General features: G+C 51.2%; 21 protein-coding genes. 1 reads left to right on the top strand and 20 read right to left on the bottom strand.

From position 1 onward, the window contains the following. Positions 1-3 precede the first annotated feature (3 nt). The 20 genes from L2725_RS00410 to L2725_RS00315 form a co-directional block, all read right to left on the bottom strand. Positions 4-468: an MSHA biogenesis protein MshP gene (locus tag L2725_RS00410; protein WP_115138301.1), complete on the bottom strand. Its 465-nt coding sequence runs from the start codon at positions 466-468 to the stop codon at positions 4-6. Then, a complete protein-coding gene (locus tag L2725_RS00405) occupies positions 458-1,309 on the bottom strand; it encodes a PilW family protein (protein ID WP_249247045.1) in 852 nt (283 codons plus the stop codon). The genes L2725_RS00410 and L2725_RS00405 overlap by 11 nt, the downstream gene beginning before the upstream one ends. Further along, positions 1,309-1,809, bottom strand: coding sequence for a type IV pilus modification PilV family protein (locus L2725_RS00400; protein ID WP_249247041.1), 501 nt, complete (start codon positions 1,807-1,809; stop codon positions 1,309-1,311). Before L2725_RS00400 ends, L2725_RS00405 begins: the two co-directional genes overlap by 1 nt. Beyond that, positions 1,796-2,290, bottom strand: a complete 495-nt coding sequence (locus L2725_RS00395) for a prepilin-type N-terminal cleavage/methylation domain-containing protein (protein ID WP_249247038.1) — start codon at positions 2,288-2,290, stop codon at positions 1,796-1,798. Before L2725_RS00395 ends, L2725_RS00400 begins: the two co-directional genes overlap by 14 nt. A gap of 140 nt (positions 2,291-2,430) precedes the next feature. Then, the gene (locus L2725_RS00390) at positions 2,431-2,934 is read right to left on the bottom strand and encodes a type II secretion system protein (protein WP_249247035.1); all 504 of its coding nucleotides are present in this window, start codon (positions 2,932-2,934) and stop codon (positions 2,431-2,433) included. Between the two features lie 65 nt (positions 2,935-2,999). Continuing rightward, entirely contained in the window at positions 3,000-3,611 is a 612-nt protein-coding gene (locus L2725_RS00385; RefSeq protein ID WP_115138305.1) for a pilin, read from the bottom strand. Positions 3,612-3,680: 69 nt separating this feature from the next. Continuing rightward, the gene (locus tag L2725_RS00380; protein ID WP_249247032.1) at positions 3,681-4,208 is read right to left on the bottom strand and encodes a hypothetical protein; all 528 of its coding nucleotides are present in this window, start codon (positions 4,206-4,208) and stop codon (positions 3,681-3,683) included. A gap of 3 nt (positions 4,209-4,211) precedes the next feature. Next, positions 4,212-5,435, bottom strand: a complete 1,224-nt coding sequence (locus L2725_RS00375) for a type II secretion system F family protein (RefSeq protein ID WP_249247030.1) — start codon at positions 5,433-5,435, stop codon at positions 4,212-4,214. Further along, positions 5,435-7,177 carry a GspE/PulE family protein gene (locus L2725_RS00370; RefSeq protein ID WP_249247029.1) on the bottom strand — a complete coding sequence of 581 codons (1,743 nt, stop codon included), beginning with the start codon at positions 7,175-7,177 and terminating at the stop codon, positions 5,435-5,437. Before L2725_RS00370 ends, L2725_RS00375 begins: the two co-directional genes overlap by 1 nt. Beyond that, complete coding sequence (locus tag L2725_RS00365) at positions 7,174-8,415, bottom strand: tetratricopeptide repeat protein (protein ID WP_249247028.1); 1,242 nt, start codon at positions 8,413-8,415, stop codon at positions 7,174-7,176. The genes L2725_RS00370 and L2725_RS00365 overlap by 4 nt, the downstream gene beginning before the upstream one ends. Then, a complete protein-coding gene (locus tag L2725_RS00360; RefSeq protein WP_249247026.1) occupies positions 8,412-9,311 on the bottom strand; it encodes an ExeA family protein in 900 nt (299 codons plus the stop codon). The genes L2725_RS00365 and L2725_RS00360 overlap by 4 nt, the downstream gene beginning before the upstream one ends. 6 nt (positions 9,312-9,317) lie before the next feature. Then, entirely contained in the window at positions 9,318-11,012 is a 1,695-nt protein-coding gene (mshL, locus tag L2725_RS00355; protein ID WP_249247025.1) for a pilus (MSHA type) biogenesis protein MshL, read from the bottom strand. A 10-nt stretch (positions 11,013-11,022) separates the two neighbouring features. After that, a complete protein-coding gene (locus L2725_RS00350) occupies positions 11,023-11,358 on the bottom strand; it encodes a general secretion pathway protein GspB (protein ID WP_249247024.1) in 336 nt (111 codons plus the stop codon). After that, complete coding sequence (locus L2725_RS00345) at positions 11,348-11,992, bottom strand: MSHA biogenesis protein MshJ (protein ID WP_249247023.1); 645 nt, start codon at positions 11,990-11,992, stop codon at positions 11,348-11,350. Before L2725_RS00345 ends, L2725_RS00350 begins: the two co-directional genes overlap by 11 nt. Further along, complete coding sequence (locus L2725_RS00340; protein ID WP_249247022.1) at positions 11,989-12,606, bottom strand: fimbrial assembly protein; 618 nt, start codon at positions 12,604-12,606, stop codon at positions 11,989-11,991. The genes L2725_RS00345 and L2725_RS00340 overlap by 4 nt, the downstream gene beginning before the upstream one ends. Next, entirely contained in the window at positions 12,603-13,424 is an 822-nt protein-coding gene (locus L2725_RS00335; RefSeq protein ID WP_249247021.1) for an MSHA biogenesis protein MshI, read from the bottom strand. Before L2725_RS00335 ends, L2725_RS00340 begins: the two co-directional genes overlap by 4 nt. 297 nt (positions 13,425-13,721) lie before the next feature. Beyond that, entirely contained in the window at positions 13,722-15,620 is a 1,899-nt protein-coding gene (gene csrD / locus L2725_RS00330; protein ID WP_249247020.1) for an RNase E specificity factor CsrD, read from the bottom strand. Between the two features lie 389 nt (positions 15,621-16,009). Next, a complete protein-coding gene (locus tag L2725_RS00325; RefSeq protein WP_249247019.1) occupies positions 16,010-17,257 on the bottom strand; it encodes a malic enzyme-like NAD(P)-binding protein in 1,248 nt (415 codons plus the stop codon). A 418-nt stretch (positions 17,258-17,675) separates the two neighbouring features. Then, the gene (rpmE, locus tag L2725_RS00320) at positions 17,676-17,888 is read right to left on the bottom strand and encodes a 50S ribosomal protein L31 (RefSeq protein WP_249247018.1); all 213 of its coding nucleotides are present in this window, start codon (positions 17,886-17,888) and stop codon (positions 17,676-17,678) included. A gap of 142 nt (positions 17,889-18,030) precedes the next feature. After that, positions 18,031-18,744, bottom strand: coding sequence for a LysM peptidoglycan-binding domain-containing protein (locus L2725_RS00315; protein ID WP_249247017.1), 714 nt, complete (start codon positions 18,742-18,744; stop codon positions 18,031-18,033). Positions 18,745-18,817: 73 nt separating this feature from the next. Here L2725_RS00315 and priA point away from each other — a divergent pair, with 73 nt between their 5' ends. Further along, a complete protein-coding gene (gene priA, locus L2725_RS00310; protein WP_249247016.1) occupies positions 18,818-21,013 on the top strand; it encodes a primosomal protein N' in 2,196 nt (731 codons plus the stop codon). Positions 21,014-21,024: the final 11 nt, after the last annotated feature.

The raw sequence follows: 21,024 nt of genomic DNA, 5'->3' as shown, positions 1-21,024 counted from the left end.
AGGCTAGTCCACACGCGCCTGCACCTCCACCATACGGTTTACCCGTAAGCAATTGCTGGTTCCCCCTGCCCCGCCACTGCATTGTCCCGCCTCACAAACGGCATTACTGGACAAAGTGAACTGATGCAGGGTGTCGCCATTAAAATTCACAGTTATCAAGTTGCAGCCGACGCTGATGCTACAGCCACTGAATCCGGGTTGATTGGGTGGCGTCCAGCTGGTTCCCACTGCACTGCAATCGGTTGCTGCACTGCCTCCGGGGGGAAATAGCTGGGCCAAAGCCGCGTCCGCGCCGCTATTAGCTGCCAATAAGGCTCTTGTGCCCCAGACTTCCAGGTTGACGTTGTCATCAGCATCACCCAGTACCCGAATCAATGCGGCAGTAAGCACAAACATCACTGTGATGATAAAAATGCCCACCACAAGCGCACTGCCACTTTGTCTGGAACGCATAAAATTACGGGACATTAACCACCTGTACCTGTTGTTGATATCTAAACTTCTGACCCACAGCCTCGAATTCAGGAGTCAGCATAACAATGGCATTATTCACCAGGGTCGCCGGCTCCAACTCAATCGGTGCATCTGCCGCCAGATCATTGGTGATACCTTCAGCCATTAGAACTCCTGTGCCCATAGCAGATGGAGCAAGCTGAGTAGGATTGTTAATGCCATAGTTTGCATACCGATAAAGGCTCACACTGCTTCCCCCCCTTATAAAACAATAGCTGATGGGCTGGGATACTAAAAAAAATCTTTGTCTTGGTGATGCTTCAGCAAACTGCACATTACGGTTAAAAGTATAGGTAGTGACATTGGCTGCTGTGGACACAGAATTGATGGAAAACAGCTTACCTGTAGTCGATTCAGGGTTGGTGTAAACATCAGAGGTTACCAGCGGATATATCAGCGCCATATAATTTGCACTGACAGTCATCGGCGCCACAATGGCCGTCCCCGAATTGGACGCGGCATTGGGGTATACCGGCATCGACAGATAGTTGGATGCTGCCTCAATAGGAACAAACTCCAAACACTGCCACAGGCTGCCATTACTGCGCACTCTTAAGCTGTTGGGTGCGGCATTGCGGATATCACGGGTCATTCGCTCAAGGGCAAACCGGCTTTGACTTAACACCTGATCCACGGATGTAGAATCCAGGAAAATCCGGGTACCGAACACGATAAAGCTGGTGACGCCCACCGCCAGAATCCCCAGAATGATAATCACAGTGACCATCTCCACCAGGGTAAAACCGCGCTGATAAAGGCTCTTTTTACCGCATTGATGCAACTGACGCTTAACCATCAATAGTTACTCCTGACACCATTGAAGGTAATCGCTTCGCCATTAGGCGTGGTTACCGTCACTGTAATCAAACGGGTAGTATTGCCGCTGCCCACGGAGACCGCCAGACCATAGCCAGGATAAATATCCGCATAAGTCTGGCTGGAGTCCAACATCTGAGAGTTCTGGTTCATGCCGTTGTAGTCATCAATATCATCCCAGTCATCCCGACTTTCACCAGCCTCCGGACCAGGCACTGTCGTGCAGGCGGGTAAGCCATTGGTACCACAGGGCGTGCCACCATTGGCATCAGCATTGTCGTCGTAGCGCTTGCCCCATATCTCATTCATTACAGAATGCCCAAGCTCAGCGCTGCGAACCCGATACAGTGTGTCTGCCGCCCTGTCCGCCTGAGGGAAAAGCATAGTGCCCAACATCACCAGGGCCACCGCCAGCACCATCATGCCAACGACCATTTCGATAAGGGTAAAACCCTGCGACCGGTATTTAACTGCCTTCATGGATATACCCCTGGGCTTCAATGGCAATACTCGTAGTGTCATCGGCGGTTATCTGTAAGCAGTTACCGGCGCACACAGATCCGGCGCCCCAAAAGGCCTGCCCAAGACGGTTAAAGTCGAGGAAGAAGGTTTGAGAAGCATTGGGAGTCAGGGTGAGGGATGTTCCTCTTGGCAGATCCTGCAGCGCATCGGTACGTTCGACAGTGCCGCTGCAAAGGTCACCGCTGCGGCCGTTGTAATGAACAATTTGATAGCCTGAGGTAGTGGCGTTGAATCGATAACAGCGGTCGGCATTATTGAGCGCCATCAACTGTGCCTTGCGCAACTCCCCAATCACTTCATCTCTCAGGGTAAAACTGCTGACACTGGTGGAAGACAACAGGCGCGGCAGTACGGTAACCGACAATATAGCGATTAGCAAAATGGTGACTACAAGTTCAACCAGGGTAAATCCCGATTGAGGTTTGATGATTCCCGGCACCGGGCCTCTCCTCAACGATATTGCTCGCCACAGGGCAAGCGGCTGACAGCACTGTAAAAAACACTACTAGTGAGTATGACAAACTCATGGCATAGATACAAAAAAGGCCTGCTGGGCAGGCCTTTTAATAAACAGACTAATTAGCAGTTTGACGCTGCAGGAACAGCAGAATACTGAGGAGTCCCATTAAGCGCAGCAGCTTGTGTGTAAGTGAAACGACATGTATCTGGAGCACCTACTTGCCATATAGTTGCAACACCTGAATCAGCAAATATAGTCCAATCAGCATTGTTGTCAGTCACTATAGTGGAATCGGTCGCACTGGTGCCGACGTTAAATGTAACATCAGTACCCGCTTCAATCGAAGCCAATGTCGCTTGCATATAGCCATATGCGATAGCAACATCTGTCCCTGTCCCTACATCTAGATCAAAAGTAGATTCATTTTGCTCTCCAGACAGAGCTGCTTTGGAGTAAACCAGACTGTTGGCGCCCTGGATTGAGCTTTTCATTCCTTCCAAGGCAGACACACGAGCATCAGACTGCAGATTAATAAACTTAGGCGCAGCGGTTACCGCCAGAATACCGAGGATAATGATCACTACTACCAGTTCGATTAGGGTAAAACCTTGTTGTCTTTTCATAACTCAACCTTCTCTACTTTAGCTGCCACCAGTAGTGACAAAATACAAAACGCTTTACGCAATTATCAGTTGGTAAAGCTCAACACCTGACTCGTACCCGGGTTGTATACCACACCTTTCCCGAGAGAAAGATCCAGCGTTCCTTCCGGAATCCCCGTATTTGGGTCAAGCTTTAACGACGCAACCTGGTGGAATAAACACAGATCCAGATTGTTTACGGTTTCACCATCAATGGAGATGCCGCTGCCACCAGCACCATCCAGCACTTTTACTGTATAACGCTTATCCCTAGCATCTTGATTGTATAACACATTTCGTGGTGCATTTTGCAAAACATTGTTAAACACCTGTTGACAGGAGGTATCCGTCATTTGCGTAGCATTGGTGACCTGAGTACCGCCTGTTACTGCGCCGGTAGGGAAACCGAAACGGCTATCCAGAGTCACCCGGCTGCCATCCAACACCACATTGTCGTTGTTGCGACCTTCTACTTCCCACTGTGCACGCACAAAGCCGACGGCAGTAGCCAAACCACCGGCAACACCGTCGACACTTGCGTTCTCTGCATCGTCAGTGACGTTCAAAAACCTGGGAATGGCCGTAGCAGCCAACAACCCGAGGATAACGATCACAATAACCAATTCGATCAGAGAGAAACCCTGCTGTTGTCTCTTCATCCTTCCCCCATAGACTATAACCTGTCCATTTTACCAATTAATCTCACATTAAAAAGCAGATTGTGATCATCATCTGCCACCCGTTAAAAAAGTCACCTCACCGGATTGCAGCTGATAGCTGAGGCGACTGCCATCCGGTGCCATAAACCAGCATGCGCGGGAGTCTGCATCATACTCAACCAGCAGATCCTCACCGTCAGGCCGGACGCCAAGCAATTGATACCATAAGGTTTCACAGCCTGACTGACTCTGCTCATGGGGCAAAGGCCAGCCACCATCAGCCATAGCAACCTGTGATGGACGACTGTGCTCCAAAGAGACGGCCTCATCATCACTGGTTCCTGCCATATCCACTCGCTCCACCCATGCAAGGGTCAGCTTTGGTGGCTTGCCCTCTCCCAGCCATTTGGAGCGGGTCATGGCCAATACATTCAACAGTCGGGTCTGCTCTAACTGCAGCCCCTGGGCAACAACCCCGGGGACAGCCTCAAAATATCTGTAACCCAGTACCGCCAACACCAAGAGCAAAAGCACAACTGCGACCATCTGCCGAAAAACGCCCTGCAGACGACCGGCGGATTCTTCGGATGAATCCATCCGTTAACCTCCACCTTTGACCACGTTGAGCATATCCCACATTGGCAGATAAATACCCAGCGCCAGCACCAATACAATACCGGCCACAATACCAATAAGTATGGGCTCCAGCTTGGCAGTCAGATTCTTCAGGTCATAATCAACCTCGCCTTCGTAGAAGTCGGCAGCATCATTCAGCAGCTGATCTATTTGTCCGGTTTCTTCGCCCACGGCCACCATTTGCAGTACCAGAGGAGTAAACAACTTACTCTGGTTGGATACCCGCAGCAGTGAGTCACCGGACTCAATACCCTTACGCATATCCACTATTCGATCGTGCATATAGGCATTATCCACTGCATCCGCTACCAAACTCAGCGCCTGGGTCATGGGAACACCGGCGCTGATCATCATGGCGAAGCTGCGGCAATATCTTGCCAGGGTAGAGCGCTCAATAATGGAGCCCACTGCAGGCATATGCAGCTTCCAACGATCCCACTTTTTCTGCCCCTCCTCCGAATTCATCCAGTAACGAATACCGAAGATGACACCACCGGCGACCACCAACATAAATGGCCAATAGCTGACAAAAAAATCCGACGTGCCAATCAAAATCCGGGTCGGTAATGGCAGCTCGGCACCAAATCTGGAGAACATGGTGGCAAACTTTGGAATCACAAAAATATTCAAAACCACCATGGCGATGGTAATAGCGAACAGTACGAACACAGGGTAACGCATGGCGGCTTTAATCCGCTTGCGGGTCTCCTGCTCGCGTTCGATATAACCGGACAGCTGTTTAAAGGCCTCTTCCAGCTTACCCGTGTTCTCCCCCACATGAACCATAGAGATAAACAGGGTATCAAACACGTCTCTGTGCTGATTCATAGCTGCCGATAGCGGGCGTCCCGAAATCAACTGCTCAGAAATATCATTCAGCGCATCTTTCATCCGCTGAGAGTGGGCAGTCTCAGCCAGGCCCGCAATCGCCCGCAACATGGGAATGCCTGAGCGGGTCAAAGAGTACATCTGACGGGTGAAAATCTGCAGTTCATCCAAGGTGACCCGGCGACCACCAATCAAACTCTGAAGATCAAAGCCCTGGCCATCCTTAACTTCTCTCAGCTCAAGGGGGATAATTGCTCGCTGCAGCAATACATCAGCCGCAGCCGATTCATTGGCTGCGTCGAGGTGCCCCTTAATAGTGGCTCCCTGCCTGTCCCTTCCCCGATAGCTGAACTTAGCCATTATCTATCCTCAGCCAACTGCTCTTCCGGCACTTCGCCACCGGCATCTTCCACCAGCTTGGCCACTTCACTGATAGTGGTCATACCCTGACGAAGATAGTACAGCGCCGATTCAGACAAAGGCGTGAAGTTGGGGCTTTCTTTAGCCGCTTTGGCGAAATCCTGAGGATTACCGCTGCGCATTGCTTCGACCATGATCTCATCCAGCTCTAGAATCTCGAAGATACCGATACGGCCACGGTAGCCACTGCCGTTACAGCTTTGGCAGCCAACACCCTGTTTCAGTGGCGCAGAGGAGAAATCATCCGGGGTAATGCTGGACAGCCAGGCAGAATCCTGAGGTGTCAGTTCGTAGGGAACCGCACAGTTCTGGCAAACCCGGCGCACCAGACGCTGGGCAATAATCACCCGCAATGCACTGGCAACCAGATAGGGGGCCGCGCCCATGTCCAGCAAACGCAGGGCACTGGTGACGGCATCATTGGTGTGCAGAGTCGAGAGAACAAAGTGACCCGTCAATGCGCCTCGCAGACCGATCTCCACTGTCTCCTGGTCACGCATCTCACCCACCATGATGATATCGGGATCCTGACGCAAGGTGGTTCTCAGTACGTTGGAGAAGTCGAGGCCAATTTTATGGTTCACCTGCACCTGGTTAATCCTTGGCAGCTGATATTCCACCGGATCTTCGACCGTGATGATCTTGCGATCGGCAGTATTCAATTCACTCAAAATACCGTAAAGCGTGGTGGTTTTACCGCTACCCGTAGGGCCGGTAACCAGCAGCATGCCGTGGGGACGACGTATCTGTTTACGTACCCGGTTAAGAATATCCTGTGGCATACCGGTTTCATTCAACGTCAACAGGCCCGCCGACTGATCCAGCATACGCATTACCACTGACTCGCCGTGATAAATCGGCATGGTGGAAATACGAACATCAATGGCGTGACCTTTAATATCCACATGGAAGCGACCATCCTGCGGCAAACGTTTCTCTGAGATATCCAGGCCAGCCATCAGCTTAAGTCTCAGCACCAGTGCGGCGGCAATATTTGACTCATTGAGGGTGTTTTCGTGCAACTGACCATCGATACGCTGACGTATCCTCAGCACCTTCTCACCCGGCTCGATATGGATATCCGATGCCCGCATCTGCACCGCATCTTCAAAAATAGAGTTGAGCAGCTTAACGACTGTGGTTTCGCTGTCACTGTCTGTCTGGGTCAGAGCGCCCAGGTCAAACATATCGTCTGCGGCGTACTCCTCTTCCAGTTTACCCGCCATAGCCGCAATATCGCCGGTACGACGATACAGGGTATCGAAGGCAGCCATCAGTTGGGCTTCGGTAGCCACCGCCAGGGATATCGCCTTGGGAGTCAGCAACACCTCGAGGTTATCGATCGCCTGCAGATCTGCCGGATCACTCATGGCCACCAGTACAGAATCGCCATTGTCCTCAACCACCAGGGCCCGATAACGACGAGCCTGTACTTCCGGCAGCAGGTTGACCACAGCGGCGGGTACAGCCCGGCGACTGACATCCAAAAATGGAATGTTCATCTGGTGGGACAGGAATTTCAGCAATTGTTCCTCGGTCAAACATCCGAGGGTGATCAGTGCACGCCCCAGCTTCTGACCGGATTTTTTCTGCTCTGCCAACGCCTGCATCAACTGATCTTCAGAGATGATCTGCTCCTGTACCAGCAGATCACCCAGACGCATTTTTAATTTTGGCTTCATTCCACAGCTCCCAACTGCTCCAATCTTTGCTGTACAAAAGTGGTCGCGCTGTCTGACAGCCCACCTGCCGCCAGGGCATTCCGATAAACTCCTGCAGCTTCAGCGTATCTGCCCTGCAGATCCACCGCATAGGCTTTGGCCATCAACCAACGACTCTGTCCCGGCTGCAATGCCAGCAATCTGTCGTATGCCTGCTCAGACAGATCGTTACGATTCAGCCCCTGAGCCAAATCGCCAATCAGAGCCCATTTTTCTATCGCCTGAACACCACTGGCCTGCATCAAAAGGGCGTTGTCATAGGCTTGCTGCAGTTGACCGGCTGACTGATAAACCCGAGCCAGCAGCAAGCGGTAATTCTGATGTTCCGGAAACGCATCCAGCCCCTGCATCAGAGTAGAAGCAGCCTGTTCCAGCTCACCCTGACCATAGAAGATCGCCGCAAGATGTTCTCTGGCACTGTGTAATCCTGGGTTGTACTCAAGCGCCCTCATGTACTCAGCTTTGGCTCGCTCAAAGTCGCCATTTTGCTGAGCTTTATCACCCAGCTCGTAACGCTTTTGAGCCAACTCTGCCGGAGACATAGGCACAGGTGTCACCGCCATTTGCCCGGCCTGCTTATCACTACCCCTGTCAGTATTCACTGCAGCGGATTGAACCGGCCTGGATACAGTAACTCTGGGTTCTGGCTTAACCTTTGCCTCTGCAGACGGCTGTTCTTTGGGGAGTACAGAGGTGTCAGCAACAGCCTCCTCTCTGGCAGGCAGCTTGGCGGCAATACTTGTTCTGGACTGCTGAGCAGCAGCTGTTTCTGTACCAGCCTCATTAAGGACAGCTGAGGCGACGGCAGGCTCTGCCTGAACAGTGTCTCGAGCTGGCGCTGCTAACTGAGGCGATTGTTCCGCGCCTTCACCGACCTGAGTCAGGGCCTGTTCATCTGTCTGCGCCAAGCCGGTGACTGTTGGCTTGTCGTTATTGACCACTGGTTGTGGCTCAGATGTCTGTGCCTGAGTTTGCTGTCGGGCATCCTGATCATTCGGCGAACTAGCCTGCAATTGCAGCCACAGGTAGATGGTTACCCCTGTGCCCGCCACTATGGCTACCAACAGCAGAACCCACAGCCAAACTCTGGATTTGGGCTGCTGAGGCAGACGCGCCTGAGCTGCAGACTCTAAATTGGTGACCTGATGTTGCTGCTGTCTGGATTCCAGATCCTTCAGCATCTGGTTAATTACACTCATAGACTCGTTACGCTCCACACAATTGCAGCGGTCAGCGCGCAAATACTCACTGCAGCAGCGATCAAAATTCCCTGCCGGTTCAACTGGGAAGCATCTTCTGTATCTTTAATGGCACCTTTGATGTGACGACGACGAATTCTGTCATCGCCTTCACCATAACTCAGCATCATGGCCTTGTGGCTGAGCACATTAATCAATCGGGGAATACCTCTGGAAGCCTTGGCGATCATCTGGCTGTCACGGCCGGTAAACAGAGGTCGTCCCTGGTAGCCAGCGACGTTAAGCCTGTGATTGATATAGCCCTGAGCTTCGACAGCCGTCAGAGGACGCAGTTGATAGCTGAACGTAATTCTCTGCCGTAGCTGGCGGAATCTGTCTTCAGCCAGCCGTTGATCCAATTCGGGCTGACCAAACAGCACCACCTGCAGCAATTTACGGCTCTCTGTTTCCAGATTAGTGAACAGGCGCAGAGCTTCCAAACTGTCTTCCGGCAAAGCCTGGGCTTCATCCAGCACCAACACGGTATGCAGTCCTTCAGACGCCAGTTCAACCAGTTTTTGTTGGATTAGCTGAGTCAGTTGCTGCTGATCCACCTCTTTGCTGTATTCAATGCCCAATTCCATCGCTACTGCCCAGCGCAGCTCAGCAGGTGTCAGGTAAGGGTTGGGCACATAAGCACAGCGGAAACGTTCAGGCAGCTCATTCATCAATTTACGACAAATCAGCGTCTTGCCTGTGCCCACTTCACCTGTAACCTTGATAAAACCTTCGCCGGTTTGCAGCGCAGCCTGCAGCACCTGCAGCGCCTCCACATGGGGCGCCAGCCCAAAGAAAAATCCTGTATTGGGCGTCAGCGAAAACGGCGTCTCAGTCAGCCTGAAGTGTTGCAGATACATAGCCTGTTACTGCTCCTGCCCCTGCTCTTGGGAATCATCTTGCTGTTCTGTCGGGTACCAGCGGTCCAGTAGATCACGGGTACGTTCCAGCTCTTTCTGCCAGGTGTCTTTGCCTACCACGGTTGGTTTAAGCATGATCACCAGCTCTGTCTTGCGCTTTTGCATGGCACGGTTTTTAAAGGCTTCGCCCAGCAGCGGGATATCACCCAGCAGCGGGATCTGAGACACCACCTCAGTGTTGTCAGACTTCATCAGACCGCCAATCACCACTACGTCGCCTGAGTTGGCTTTGATTACGGTATCAGACTCACGAATTTCGCTTTCTGCCAGAGGCAATTCCAATGTGCTGCCGCTGACCTTGATCTGCTTAACCTGCTCGCTGACGTCAATAACGGAAGGATGAATATGCAGCAGTACATTGCCCTGCTCATCAATCTGAGGAGTAACATCCAATGCAATACCGGAGAAGAAAGGGGTCAGCTCCACATCAGGTGTGGTAACCGGTGTTGCTGACGCTACAGTTGTGGAGGACACGTTAGTCACGAAGTACTCATCCTTACCCACTTTAATCACAGCTTTCTGGTTATTGGTCGCCGTCACCCGTGGGCTGGACAGTACATCCACATCGCCCTGGGTATCCAGCAGGCTAATCATGGCTGAGAAGTCTTTACCAGAAACTTTCAAAGAAGTAATGCCGCCAAGAGTGTTGGTGATGGTATCGCCCAACGTCGCTGGAGAGGTACCAAATTCAATATTGGTACTGCCGACATGGCCAAGCACATCCTGCCATTGAATTCCCTGCTGATAGCCATCAGACAGAGTCACCTCAAGCACCTTGGCTTCCAGAATCACCTGACGCTGCAGATGACTTTCGGCTTTCTGCAGGAAGTTACGCACTTCGCGGATCTCATTGGGATAAGCCCGCACAGTCACCAGACCGGCCTGAGGAGACAATACCACCTGACGACCACCACCTGTATTGCCGATAATAGCAGTCAGGGTTTCCTGCAGTTCGCCCCAGAAATCCGTATCAGTTTGCGAACGGATAAAAGTACCGTTGGTTTCCTGGCTGCTGGAGCCACTATCACTGCCGCCAACGTTATTGCTCAGATTGTTACTGGAGGAGTTGGTATTGCTGGAATTGCCATTATTGCTGTTATCAGAAATGCGACCAGCACTGACAGAGGTGATACTCAACCCCTGGCGCTGCATATACAGATAATTCAGCGGGAAGGTTTCAGTACGCATGCCTGCAGGATAGACACGCAGGATATTGCCCTCGACCTTGATGTCGAAGCCATACATATCCTCAACGACCTGCAGCGCCTCACTCAGTGTCACCTTCTTAAGAGACAGAGTAATTTCGCCGGTCACATTGGGATGCACCACCACACTCAATGGAGAACCCTGAACCAGGCTGGCAAAGAAGACTCTGGCTGACACATCATTGGCAGAGACATCAAACCTGCGCTCAGAAGGCACTCTTGCCTGGCTGTCGCCCAGCAAGCTTGAGGCAGCCAACTCCCGCTTCACTGAATCTGGCATCACTGCCGGTGGCGGGGGCGTTGCAGCTTTGGCTTGCTGCTGGGACATCATATCCCGCACTGTCTCCTTGGCGGCCTCAGGTTGAGGACGATCCACCGACTGGCACCCCATCACAAACAGGGGAACAATAAGAAAAGAATACTTACTTGAAATCATGAGGTTAACCTTATTTCCCAGTGACAGAGGTGAACAAAACCAATCTGCGACCATCTTCAAGCATCACCTGCTCTTTGTTGATCTCACTTATTTTCACTCCCTGCACACTGTCTCCCCTATGATAAATCTTGTTATTGATAACGGCGAAAGCCTGTTTCCCCGTCCAGGTGATTGAGTTGAGTACCAACCTACCGTTGCCACTACTGGCAACCGGACCTTTTCCATCGGGATCAAATATCACTGCAGGCCGGGTTGGGTCTTTAAGCGTCTGGGCGCCAACACCAAAGGCCACTGAACAGGTCAGCAGCCCCATCAAAGCGCCGGTGGAAACGAGTCTAATAAGCAACACTGATGTACTCCTCATTGACGCTCAGGGTGTAGAACTCCAGCGATACCTCAGCCAGCGGATACTCCTTGACCTGATAGTCCAACTGCTTCCAGTAAACCTTCTCAGGCAATTTCTCTACCGTTTGCATAAAGCGTAAAACATCAAAGTACTGGCCTTTAATATTTAATTTCGCCCCATGGCTATATAGATTGATTTTGCTTTCCGTATCACCATCAAGCAAAGGCTTGGGTGGCAAAGACTCGAAGCCGGTAACCGTAACCCGTTTGGCGCTGGCCATCATGGTATTCAGCAGCACAGGCATAACATCTGAGGGCACGACATTGTGGCTTTCCAGCCTGTCTTCAATATCTGTCAGTTGCTGCTGCAGGTCATCGAGACGACGACGGAACTCGGCATTTGGGTCTTCCGCCAGTTTGGCCTGATACATGGCGATCTGTTGGTTGGAAATGTCATTTTCCTGAGTGACAGATTTAATTTCCCGGCTCAGCTTTTGGTTACTCTCCATCATACTGCTCAGGGGCAAGATCAATATGGCGAGTAATACAGCCAGCACTGCGATGGCAATCAAGCCTCGCTCTCTGGCGGTCAGGGCATCAAACTTATCTCTTAACTGGTGCCATTGATGCTTCATTTGGCGCCCTCCGCTGTCGCAGCCGGTTTCTCTTCTGGCTTGCTGCTTAACACAAAGGCAATAGGCTGACCTTCGCCGCGGTCCATATTGATGGCGGAGAATGCATAGCCCTTAAGGGTTTCAGTCGACTTAAGCTGGTCAATCCAGAAGGGAACCGTTTGTGCCTGCACACTGTAACCTTCAAAACTGAATTTTTGATTGGCGGCCTGGATACGGGTAAGCCATAGCTTGTTTGCTGACACGCCCGCCAGATCAGTCAGCAGCGTGGAGAAACCTTCGCTGGTGATATCGCTGCGCCGATCCAGCTCAGCCAACAGCTGTTGTTTCAGTAACAGCCTTTCATCCATGGCTTTAACCTGAGCGACCAGGCGGGGATCCGGCTTATGGTTGCTGACCTTCTGTTCAAGATCTTTCTTTTGGTTCTGCAGGTGGGTCCGGGCCTGATGATGTTGGGACAACTCCTGGGTAAGGAAGTTATTCTTCCAGTAAAACCAGGCATTGGCTGCGCCACCAACCACCAAGACAATCAGCGCAACCAGAACGGTTCGCTCAAAGGAGATACGGAGCTCAGGTGGCAGGAGATCCGGGGTTAACAGGTTAATGCGGGTTTTCATGCCTGCTCCTCCTGCTGCCACTCCTGATACGCACAGCCAGCAAAAGAGATACCTACCGAGGTGTGTGGCACTGCAGAGACAGGCTGATTAAAGTTTGCCCCCACCAGCTTGGCCAGGGCCTCATTGGCACCATCGATAAGGATATCAACAGCGGATACAGGGGCCTGACGCAGCTGACTTTCGAAATAATCCATGGAGCGTTGCAGCTCCAGACTCAAATTGTCAGCAGCGCCGTACGCCAGATCCTGCTCGGAAATGGCATGAATATCGGTAAAACCTCTGACTCGCCGATGCATACACAGGCCACCATCACGTATCACAGTAAACAGCAGGTCCTGGCCAGCGTAGTGGCTGATAATCAATTTCGCCTGTTCGTTTTTGGGAGTGACATGACACATCGCCAGCTCTTCGATGCTGATGCCTTCAATCGTCAAATGGGAGTCAACGGCGCCGTGAACCAACTTTTGCAACTCGCTTTTATCCATGACAACCACAGAAACCTTGGGTTGATTGGGCAAGCATGAGTCGAAGAAATCCAGATGCAGATTCTGCACAGGAATATTGACCATATCTTTAACCGCCCACAGCAAGCTATTGGCGACTTCATTGTCGTCACCATCTGGACGGTCTACCGGCAGTAATTGATACCAATGCGGGGCCAGCACTATCCTTAAGCTGGCGTGACCAAACTCTTTGGCCACTTTACCGAAAATGTCTTCCCAGTCACCTTCGATTGCGAACTCCATTTCAACCGCGGCCTGGTCTTCGGCGGCAGCCTGATGAACCCAAACCCTGTCAGGTGCAATATAGACTCCCAAAACCTTCCCCTCGCGGCGCTTCTTCCAAAACGCGAGGCGATTGAAAACAGTGTTATTCATATAATATTTCTACTTTCCAGTAGTGATTAACGGGGAAATTGCCATACCCGGCACATATGCACAAAATCTGCCACATCAATAATCGCAACGGTTTTTCGATGCCGTTACCAAGCACAACTTTGCAGATAATTCTTTGTGATTTAGGCAATTAACACAATTTACCCAGCCTATCTGTAAGTTAAGCGGATTTTACCGTGTTCGCCAATTAAATTACTAACTTTGCAATGCAAATTAGGATTATACCGCTTCAGGGGAACCAAAGAATTTACCCTGACCACCACTGACCCCTAAAATTTGTAATGTTTGCCACTCTTCGAACAATTCAACACCTTCTGCCAGTACTGTAACATTTGTGCGGTACAAACCGCCAATCAGACTTCGCACAAACAATTGATTCTCTGGGCGAAGGTGAATCTGACGGATAATTGATCTGTGCAGTTTCATCAGATCGACCTTGTACTCACTCATATAGTGAACACTGACAACATCCTGCCCGACATTGTCGACACAAAGCTTGGCTCCCATGGTTTTAATCATCTGCAGCACAGATTTGAACTTATCCCCATGCCTGACCATAACTTCTTCAGATATTTCAATAATCAGTCTTTGAATGTGTGCTCTGTGCTCCAGTAAATAGCCGGTCAGCCAGTGAACAAACGCCTTATTTTGCAAACTGTCCAGACTCAGATTAACGCTGAAATATGCATCAGGGTATTTGGGAATAACCTGGGTCAACACCAACTCGATAAGCTGTCGCTCAATTCTCGGCATCAAACCAACCTTATTGGCCATGGGCACAAACTGGTTGGCACGGATCATCTTACCTTGAGCATCCTTGATACGGCTGAACAATTCGGTATGCAGCACATTATTGTCAATATCGACAACTGACTGGCCGTAGGCGTACACACGACGGTGAGCCAGAGCTGTCTCCAATAATGAGCGCCATCTTACAGAACCTTTGGCAAATTCTTCATCAACGGCACCTTTATCGTACATAAACCAATTACTGGCTTCCTGCAGCTGAGCAGCCTTGAGTGACATCTCGGCCTCTTCCATCAACTGGTGTACTGGATCTCCTTCTCGAAAATAAGCTGCGCCTATGTAACAGCGAGCCTTTTTGCGGGTAACCAGATCCAGCTGCGACACACACAACTTGAGTAAGCGCTCCGCCAGATGATCGGCTTCGGCCAAAGAAAACTGCGGCACCACCACAGCAAACTGATTGCTGGCCCGTCGGGCAAGCAGGCTGTTGGGTTGTAAGCTCAACACCTTATTGATGCCGTCGATCACCAGATCCAGCAGTTCAGACAATTCCTGCTCACCTTGCTTCTTTTTATAGGTTTCAAGACCTTCGAGCATGATCAGGTAGAGAGTCCCCGACACTATCATCCGTTGTTGATAGCTCAGCGCCTCAAGGCGATTGTTCAAAAACAGCCGGTTTCCCACCCGGGTTTCGGGATCGAGAAATGTGTTGGTGCGAATAAACTGATCAAAGCGGGTGCGCTCTACGCTGGCATCCTCAAGCGCATTCAACAGCTCGGTAATCGCTTTATTAATCAATTTAGGTTGACCGTTACCCTCGGCCTTGGCTGCTTTTTGGTAATCACCAGCCAGAATCAATTGGCTACGGGAAGAGAGCTCTTCAATCCCCATCATCTGTTTTCTCAACCAACTCTGCCCATAGGTCACCAACAGGATAAGAAACAACAGAGTGACGCCGATAATCGACAACTCCTGCCAGTCAGGGGTATTGATGGTGAAGGGTCTGGGAAGTTCAAGCCGCATCCTCAGATCCGGTTCGACTGACAGCTGCTCTAGATACAGTACCGGACGCCCGGATACTTGCTCTGCGCGATAGCTGTAGATAACTTTACCATTTTCAAGAAGATCGAAGGACTGGGCGTCGTAGGCCTGAAGTATTGAGGGAAGCCACTCTTTAACATGTTCGTTGCGCTGCTCATGACGTTCAACAATAAGCAGAGATTGCAACTCATCAACCTGGTGTTGCTGGAATCTGGAAGTCAGGTGCACATAGCTGAAAAATGCAAACAGCATGAACAGGAAAGCCACAGCCGCCAGAGATACAATCCAGAAGCTCACCAGTTTTTTTGTCAGCATTCGAGTCAGCTTCATATTCAGCGTCTTGTCCCTGTCACTCTGAAAACGGCCATCGCCACGTCAACTGCAGTTGAATGTCATTTTCTTCAACTACAACCATAAACTGTCGACAAGCATGATCCCGACAACAAAATAAACTCAGTGAAAGCGGTGCCACTCATCAAGTATCCTTAAGCAGTGAGCAGCTTTTTTGCCAAATGTTTCAGCACCTGTACTGAGGAAGCTTGATTATTTCTAAGTGACCAACAAAAGGCAACCTTGAGTCACATAAAAACCCATATTTGCAGCTTGTTGCACAGCCTTTCAAGCAGTTATAAAACGCCAATAAATCTCTGGTCCAGGTTAAACGGGTCGAAGCCAATAAAAAGGGGCCGTGAAGGCCCCTTGTGACAGATTCAACTCAATCAGTCCATATACCCATCAGGCAAGTCAGTCAGCTGAGCGACGCCTGAGTCGATGGCAGCCTGCGCCACAGCCTTGGCAATACGGGACAACAGACGTGGATCCATGGGCTTTGGCAGTACGTAATCAGCGCCAAACTTCATTTCGGTCACGCCTTCATAGGCTGCCAGTACCGAATCCGGTACTGGTTCTTTCGCCAGATCGGCGATCGCGCGAACGGCAGCAATCTTCATCTCATCATTAATGCGGGTAGCACGCACATCCAGTGCACCGCGGAAGATGAATGGGAAGCACAGAACATTGTTAACCTGGTTTGGATAGTCGCTGCGGCCAGTACCCATGATCAGATCCTGACGGGTAGCATGGGCCAGCTCAGGCTTGATCTCGGGATCCGGGTTGGAACAGGCGAAGATCACCGGCTTGTCAGCCATCAACTTGATATCTTCTTCGGTCAGCAGGTCCGGACCGGACAGACCCAGGAATACGTCCGCACCGGCGATAACATCCTGCAGCGTGCGCTTGTCTGTGTTGTTGGCGAACAGCTGCTTATATTCATTCATATCATCACGGCGGGTATGCAGTACGCCCTGACGGTCCAGCATATAGATGTTCTCGCGCTGGGCACCACACTTAACCAACATGGTCATACAGGCGATCGCAGCAGCGCCGGCCCCCATACAAACGAATACCGCCTTGCACAGTTCCTTGCCCTGAATTTCCAGCGCATTGATCATACCGGCAGCAGTCACAATCGCAGTACCGTGCTGGTCATCGTGGAATACCGGGATAGCACAGCGCTCAATCAGCTCGCGCTCAATCTCAAAACACTCTGGCGCTTTAATATCTTCCAGATTGATACCACCAAAGGTGTCGGCGATCGCTTCAACGGTATTGATAAACTCTTCAGTAGTACGGTGCTTCACTTCAATATCTGTCGCGTCAATATTGGCGAAGTGCTTGAACAACAGAGCCTTACCTTCCATCACAGGCTTGGATGCCAAAGGTCCCAGATTCCCCAGACCCAGAATCGCAGTACCGTTGGAAATAACGGCAACCGTATTGCCTTTATTGGTATAGCGGTAGGCATCAGACGGGTTAGACGCAATTTCACGCACAGGCTCAGCCACACCCGGGCTGTAGGCCAGTGCCAAATCCTTACTGGTGCGGGCGGGTTTGGTCAGGCAAACAGCAGTTTTACCTGGCACAGGAAACTCATGATAATCAAGGGCTTGTTGACGAAGGTCGGTCATTTTCTATTCCTGAAAAACAACTAATTTGAGCGAAAGAGGTCAACCCTTCAGATATCAACACTGTCTCTCCCAAAGCAGTATTGACAGGTGCGGGGTCTACAGGCGCACAACAATACGCCAATATCAACGCTATTTAAACAAAATATTGTGATTTATGGGTTTAGTGTAAAAAAATTAAAGCAAACCTGATATTAGCTGAATTATTCAGGCAGTAAATTAGGCTTTTGCAGTAGGGTTAACTGTAGAAAAGCTACATTCAGAACTGCCTAAAAATGCGGTTTACAGAGGAACTACTGAAGATAAATTGTAAATTTACTAGAAAATTGGACAATTGGTCGGACGAGTGGCTATTTTTACAAATTCCAGATACAAAAAAGGCGCCCTGAGGCGCCTTTTATAGAAATCATTGCAATCGCAATTACTTCTTGCCAAGCATACCGAAACGCTTGTTGAACTTGTCGATACGACCACCGGTATCAACAACTTTCTGGGTACCAGTGTAGAATGGGTGACAAGCACCACATACGTCCAGGTGCAGATCTTTACCTACGGTAGAGTTCACCTTGATAACGTTACCACAAGTACAGGTTGCAGTGATTTCTGCGTATTCAGGATGGATACCTGGTTTCATTGGGATTACCTCAATTTAAGGCCATGTCGCTCTTCCAACCCGAAGTCGGACACCACATGCAGTTAATGACATATGTTCAGGGCGCAGAATAGTACAGTATCTCGCCAAGGGAAACAAGCAGATTTTCCAGCCTTCGCCAGCCTTAGTTCGCGGTGCTTAACTGTTCAAACATCTGCTCCGCCTCAGCCTTGCTGCCATAGCCATTCCAGGCGCCTTGCGCAGGACACTCAAGATGAGCATTCTTCTTTAAGTATTTGATATTACTCTTGTAAAAAGATCCTTTATTGGCTTCAAAAATCGCCAGAATTGCACCATAAACATGGCTGTTCCAGGTTTTGGCATAGCGGGTACCTATACGCCAAAGGGTCTCTCCGGGCTGATAATCTATGGTGCAATTTGCAGCAATCAGATCGGATCCGGATCCCAATTGATCCTTTTTGATCTGAGCCGGGGCAGGATTTTCCACTGCAGCCGCAATCTGACTGTAATCGGGTAATGCATCCAGTTCATTAAACAGGGCAATGCGGGTCATGGGTTCCCAACGGTTTATCAAGTATACGCGCACCATAATATAAGCATTGGGGTCGACCACTTTTTCAAACCCCATCAACTCCACCAGATAGGGGCTGAGGCGCTGCACCATCAGCTTTTCCGGACCTGACTCCTGCCACAGTACAAACTCAAGTCGCCTGAGATCTTTGGGTTCAGCCACCAGGTTTATCCGCATCTTCACCGACTCGCCCTGAAGAAACTGGAGTTTGTTCAAGCTGATATGTTCAATCTCCGCGCTCGCAGGCCAAGCTGTCAGCAACAGCAATAACAGCCCTAAAAATCCTGCACCACCTGATCTAAGCATTCTTCCTTCGTCCTTCACAAATCATTCCCTTTGGGTAAACTAAGCTGCCATCCTGAAAAGAAATTACCCTGATATGTCCCTGTATGTAGAGGTTGCGCTGCCGGTTCCCCTGAAACGCGATTTCAGCTATCGCCTGCCAGAGAGTATGCCACAGCAACCTGCCATAGGTGCCAGAGTTAAAGTGCCTTTCGGCCGCCAGCAACTGATAGGTTTGGTGACAGGGGTAACAGATAAGTGCGACCTGGCTCCGGCGCAGGTCAAACCGATTATTGAGCTGCTGGATGACTCAGCACTACTGCCTGACCCACTCTATAAACTCACCCAGTGGGCTGCAAGGTATTACTTCTGCAGTCATGGTCAGATGCTGAGCCAGGCGATTCCAGCGGCGCTGCGAAAGGGCGCTGACTCCAGTCGCGATACCATCACCCAGCTGCAACTGACCGAAGCGGGGCGCGCTGCCGATCCTGCCAGTATCAAAAGAGCACCGGCTCAACAGAAGATTTTGATGGAGCTGGCCAAGTCAGCCCTGACCGATGAAGAGTTCAACGCGCTGGAGCTGAGCAAGTCAGGACTTAAAGCCCTGTGCGACAAGAACTGGGTAGAAAAGCTGGAGATTACCCAGCAACTGGATCTCAGTTGGCGCCAACTGCTGGTGATGGATGAAGAACCTCACAAGCTCAACAAAGAGCAAGCCGTGGCGGTAGCAGCCATGACTCAGGAAGATAATTTCAGCTGTACCTTGCTGGAGGGGATTACCGGCTCAGGCAAGACCGAAGTCTATCTGGCTACTCTGGAACACCACCTTAAACAGGGTCGGCAGGCGCTAATCCTGGTCCCCGAGATTGGCCTGACACCGCAAACCATCAACCGTTTCCGTCGTCGTTTCAGGGTAAAGGTCGCTGTTATCCACTCGGGCCTGACCGACAATGCCCGCCTGAACGCCTGGCGCGACGCCAAGTGTGGTGAAGCGGCCATTATTATCGGCACTCGCTCAGCCCTGTTCACGCCGATGAAATATCCCGGTGTGATTATTCTGGATGAAGAACACGATTCCAGCTTCAAGCAGCAGGAAGGCGTTGGCTATCACGCCCGGGATCTGGCGGTCATGCGAGGTCATCTGGAGGGGATCCCCGTGATTCTGGGAACCGCCACCCCCTCGCTGGAAACCCTTAATAATGCGCTCAGCGGGCGCTATCGCCACCTGAGTTTGAGTAAACGGGCGGGCGCAGCCCAGAATGTTAAGCAAGGGATTATCGATATTCGCAGCCAGCCTTTGACTGCCGGTTTATCCCAACCACTGATAAATGAAATGCGCCTGCACCTGGATGCGGGCAATCAGGTACTGCTGTTTCTTAATCGCCGCGGTTTTGCCCCTGCACTACTGTGCCACGAGTGTGGCCACCTGCATGAGTGCGATCGCTGCGACGCCTTCTTTACTCTGCACCAGCAGCTGGGGGAGATCTGCTGCCACCACTGTGGTAACCAGTATCCTATTCCCCGCCAGTGCCATAATTGCGGCAGTACCATGCTGGCCGGTCAGGGGGTCGGCACAGAGCAGCTGGCCTCAGTACTGGAAAAACTCTTCCCCAAACACCCTGTGGTGCGTATCGACCGTGACACTACACGCCTCAAGGGCTCGCTGGAAGAACACCTGGGTGCTATCCACAGAGGCGAGTACAAAATTCTGGTGGGCACCCAGATGCTGGCTAAGGGTCATCACTTCCCCGATGTAACTCTGGTTGGTCTGCTTGATGTCGATGGTGCCCTGTTCAGTGCCGACTTCCGAGCGCCTGAACGTTTCGGCCAGCTCTACACCCAGGTGTCCGGCCGCGCCGGTCGGGCCGCCAAACCCGGCATGGTGCTGCTGCAGACCCATCAGGGAGATAACCCTATCCTGAGAGATCTGATGCAGCGAGGGTATGGTGAGTTTGCCCGCAGCCAGCTGCAGGAGAGACAACAGGCTCTGCTGCCACCCGCCTGGCACATGGTGCTTATCCGGGCCGAGGCCCACAACCCTCAGGATGCCGATAGCTTTTTGAATGAGATGGCGATGATGCTGCCCAGAGACAGAGAGTTTGAAGTGATAGGCCCGATGCCTGCCCCGCTGGACCGAAAAGCCGGTAAATACAGACGACAGCTGATGTTCCAGGCCAAAGACAGAACCCGGCTGCAAAAGGAAACCGAACGCATGTTGGCTCAGGTCAGTCAGCTGCAATCGGCCAAGAAGTGCCGCTGGAGCCTGGACAGAGATCCCCAGGATCTGCTCTGAGAAGTAATAAA

Origin of the sequence: Shewanella corallii (assembly GCF_023349125.1) — a bacterium.
GTDB classification, from domain to species: domain Bacteria; phylum Pseudomonadota; class Gammaproteobacteria; order Enterobacterales; family Shewanellaceae; genus Shewanella; species Shewanella corallii.
The sequence above is the reverse complement of the archived record's forward strand: the minus strand, read 5'-3'. Positions and strand labels throughout refer to the sequence as shown.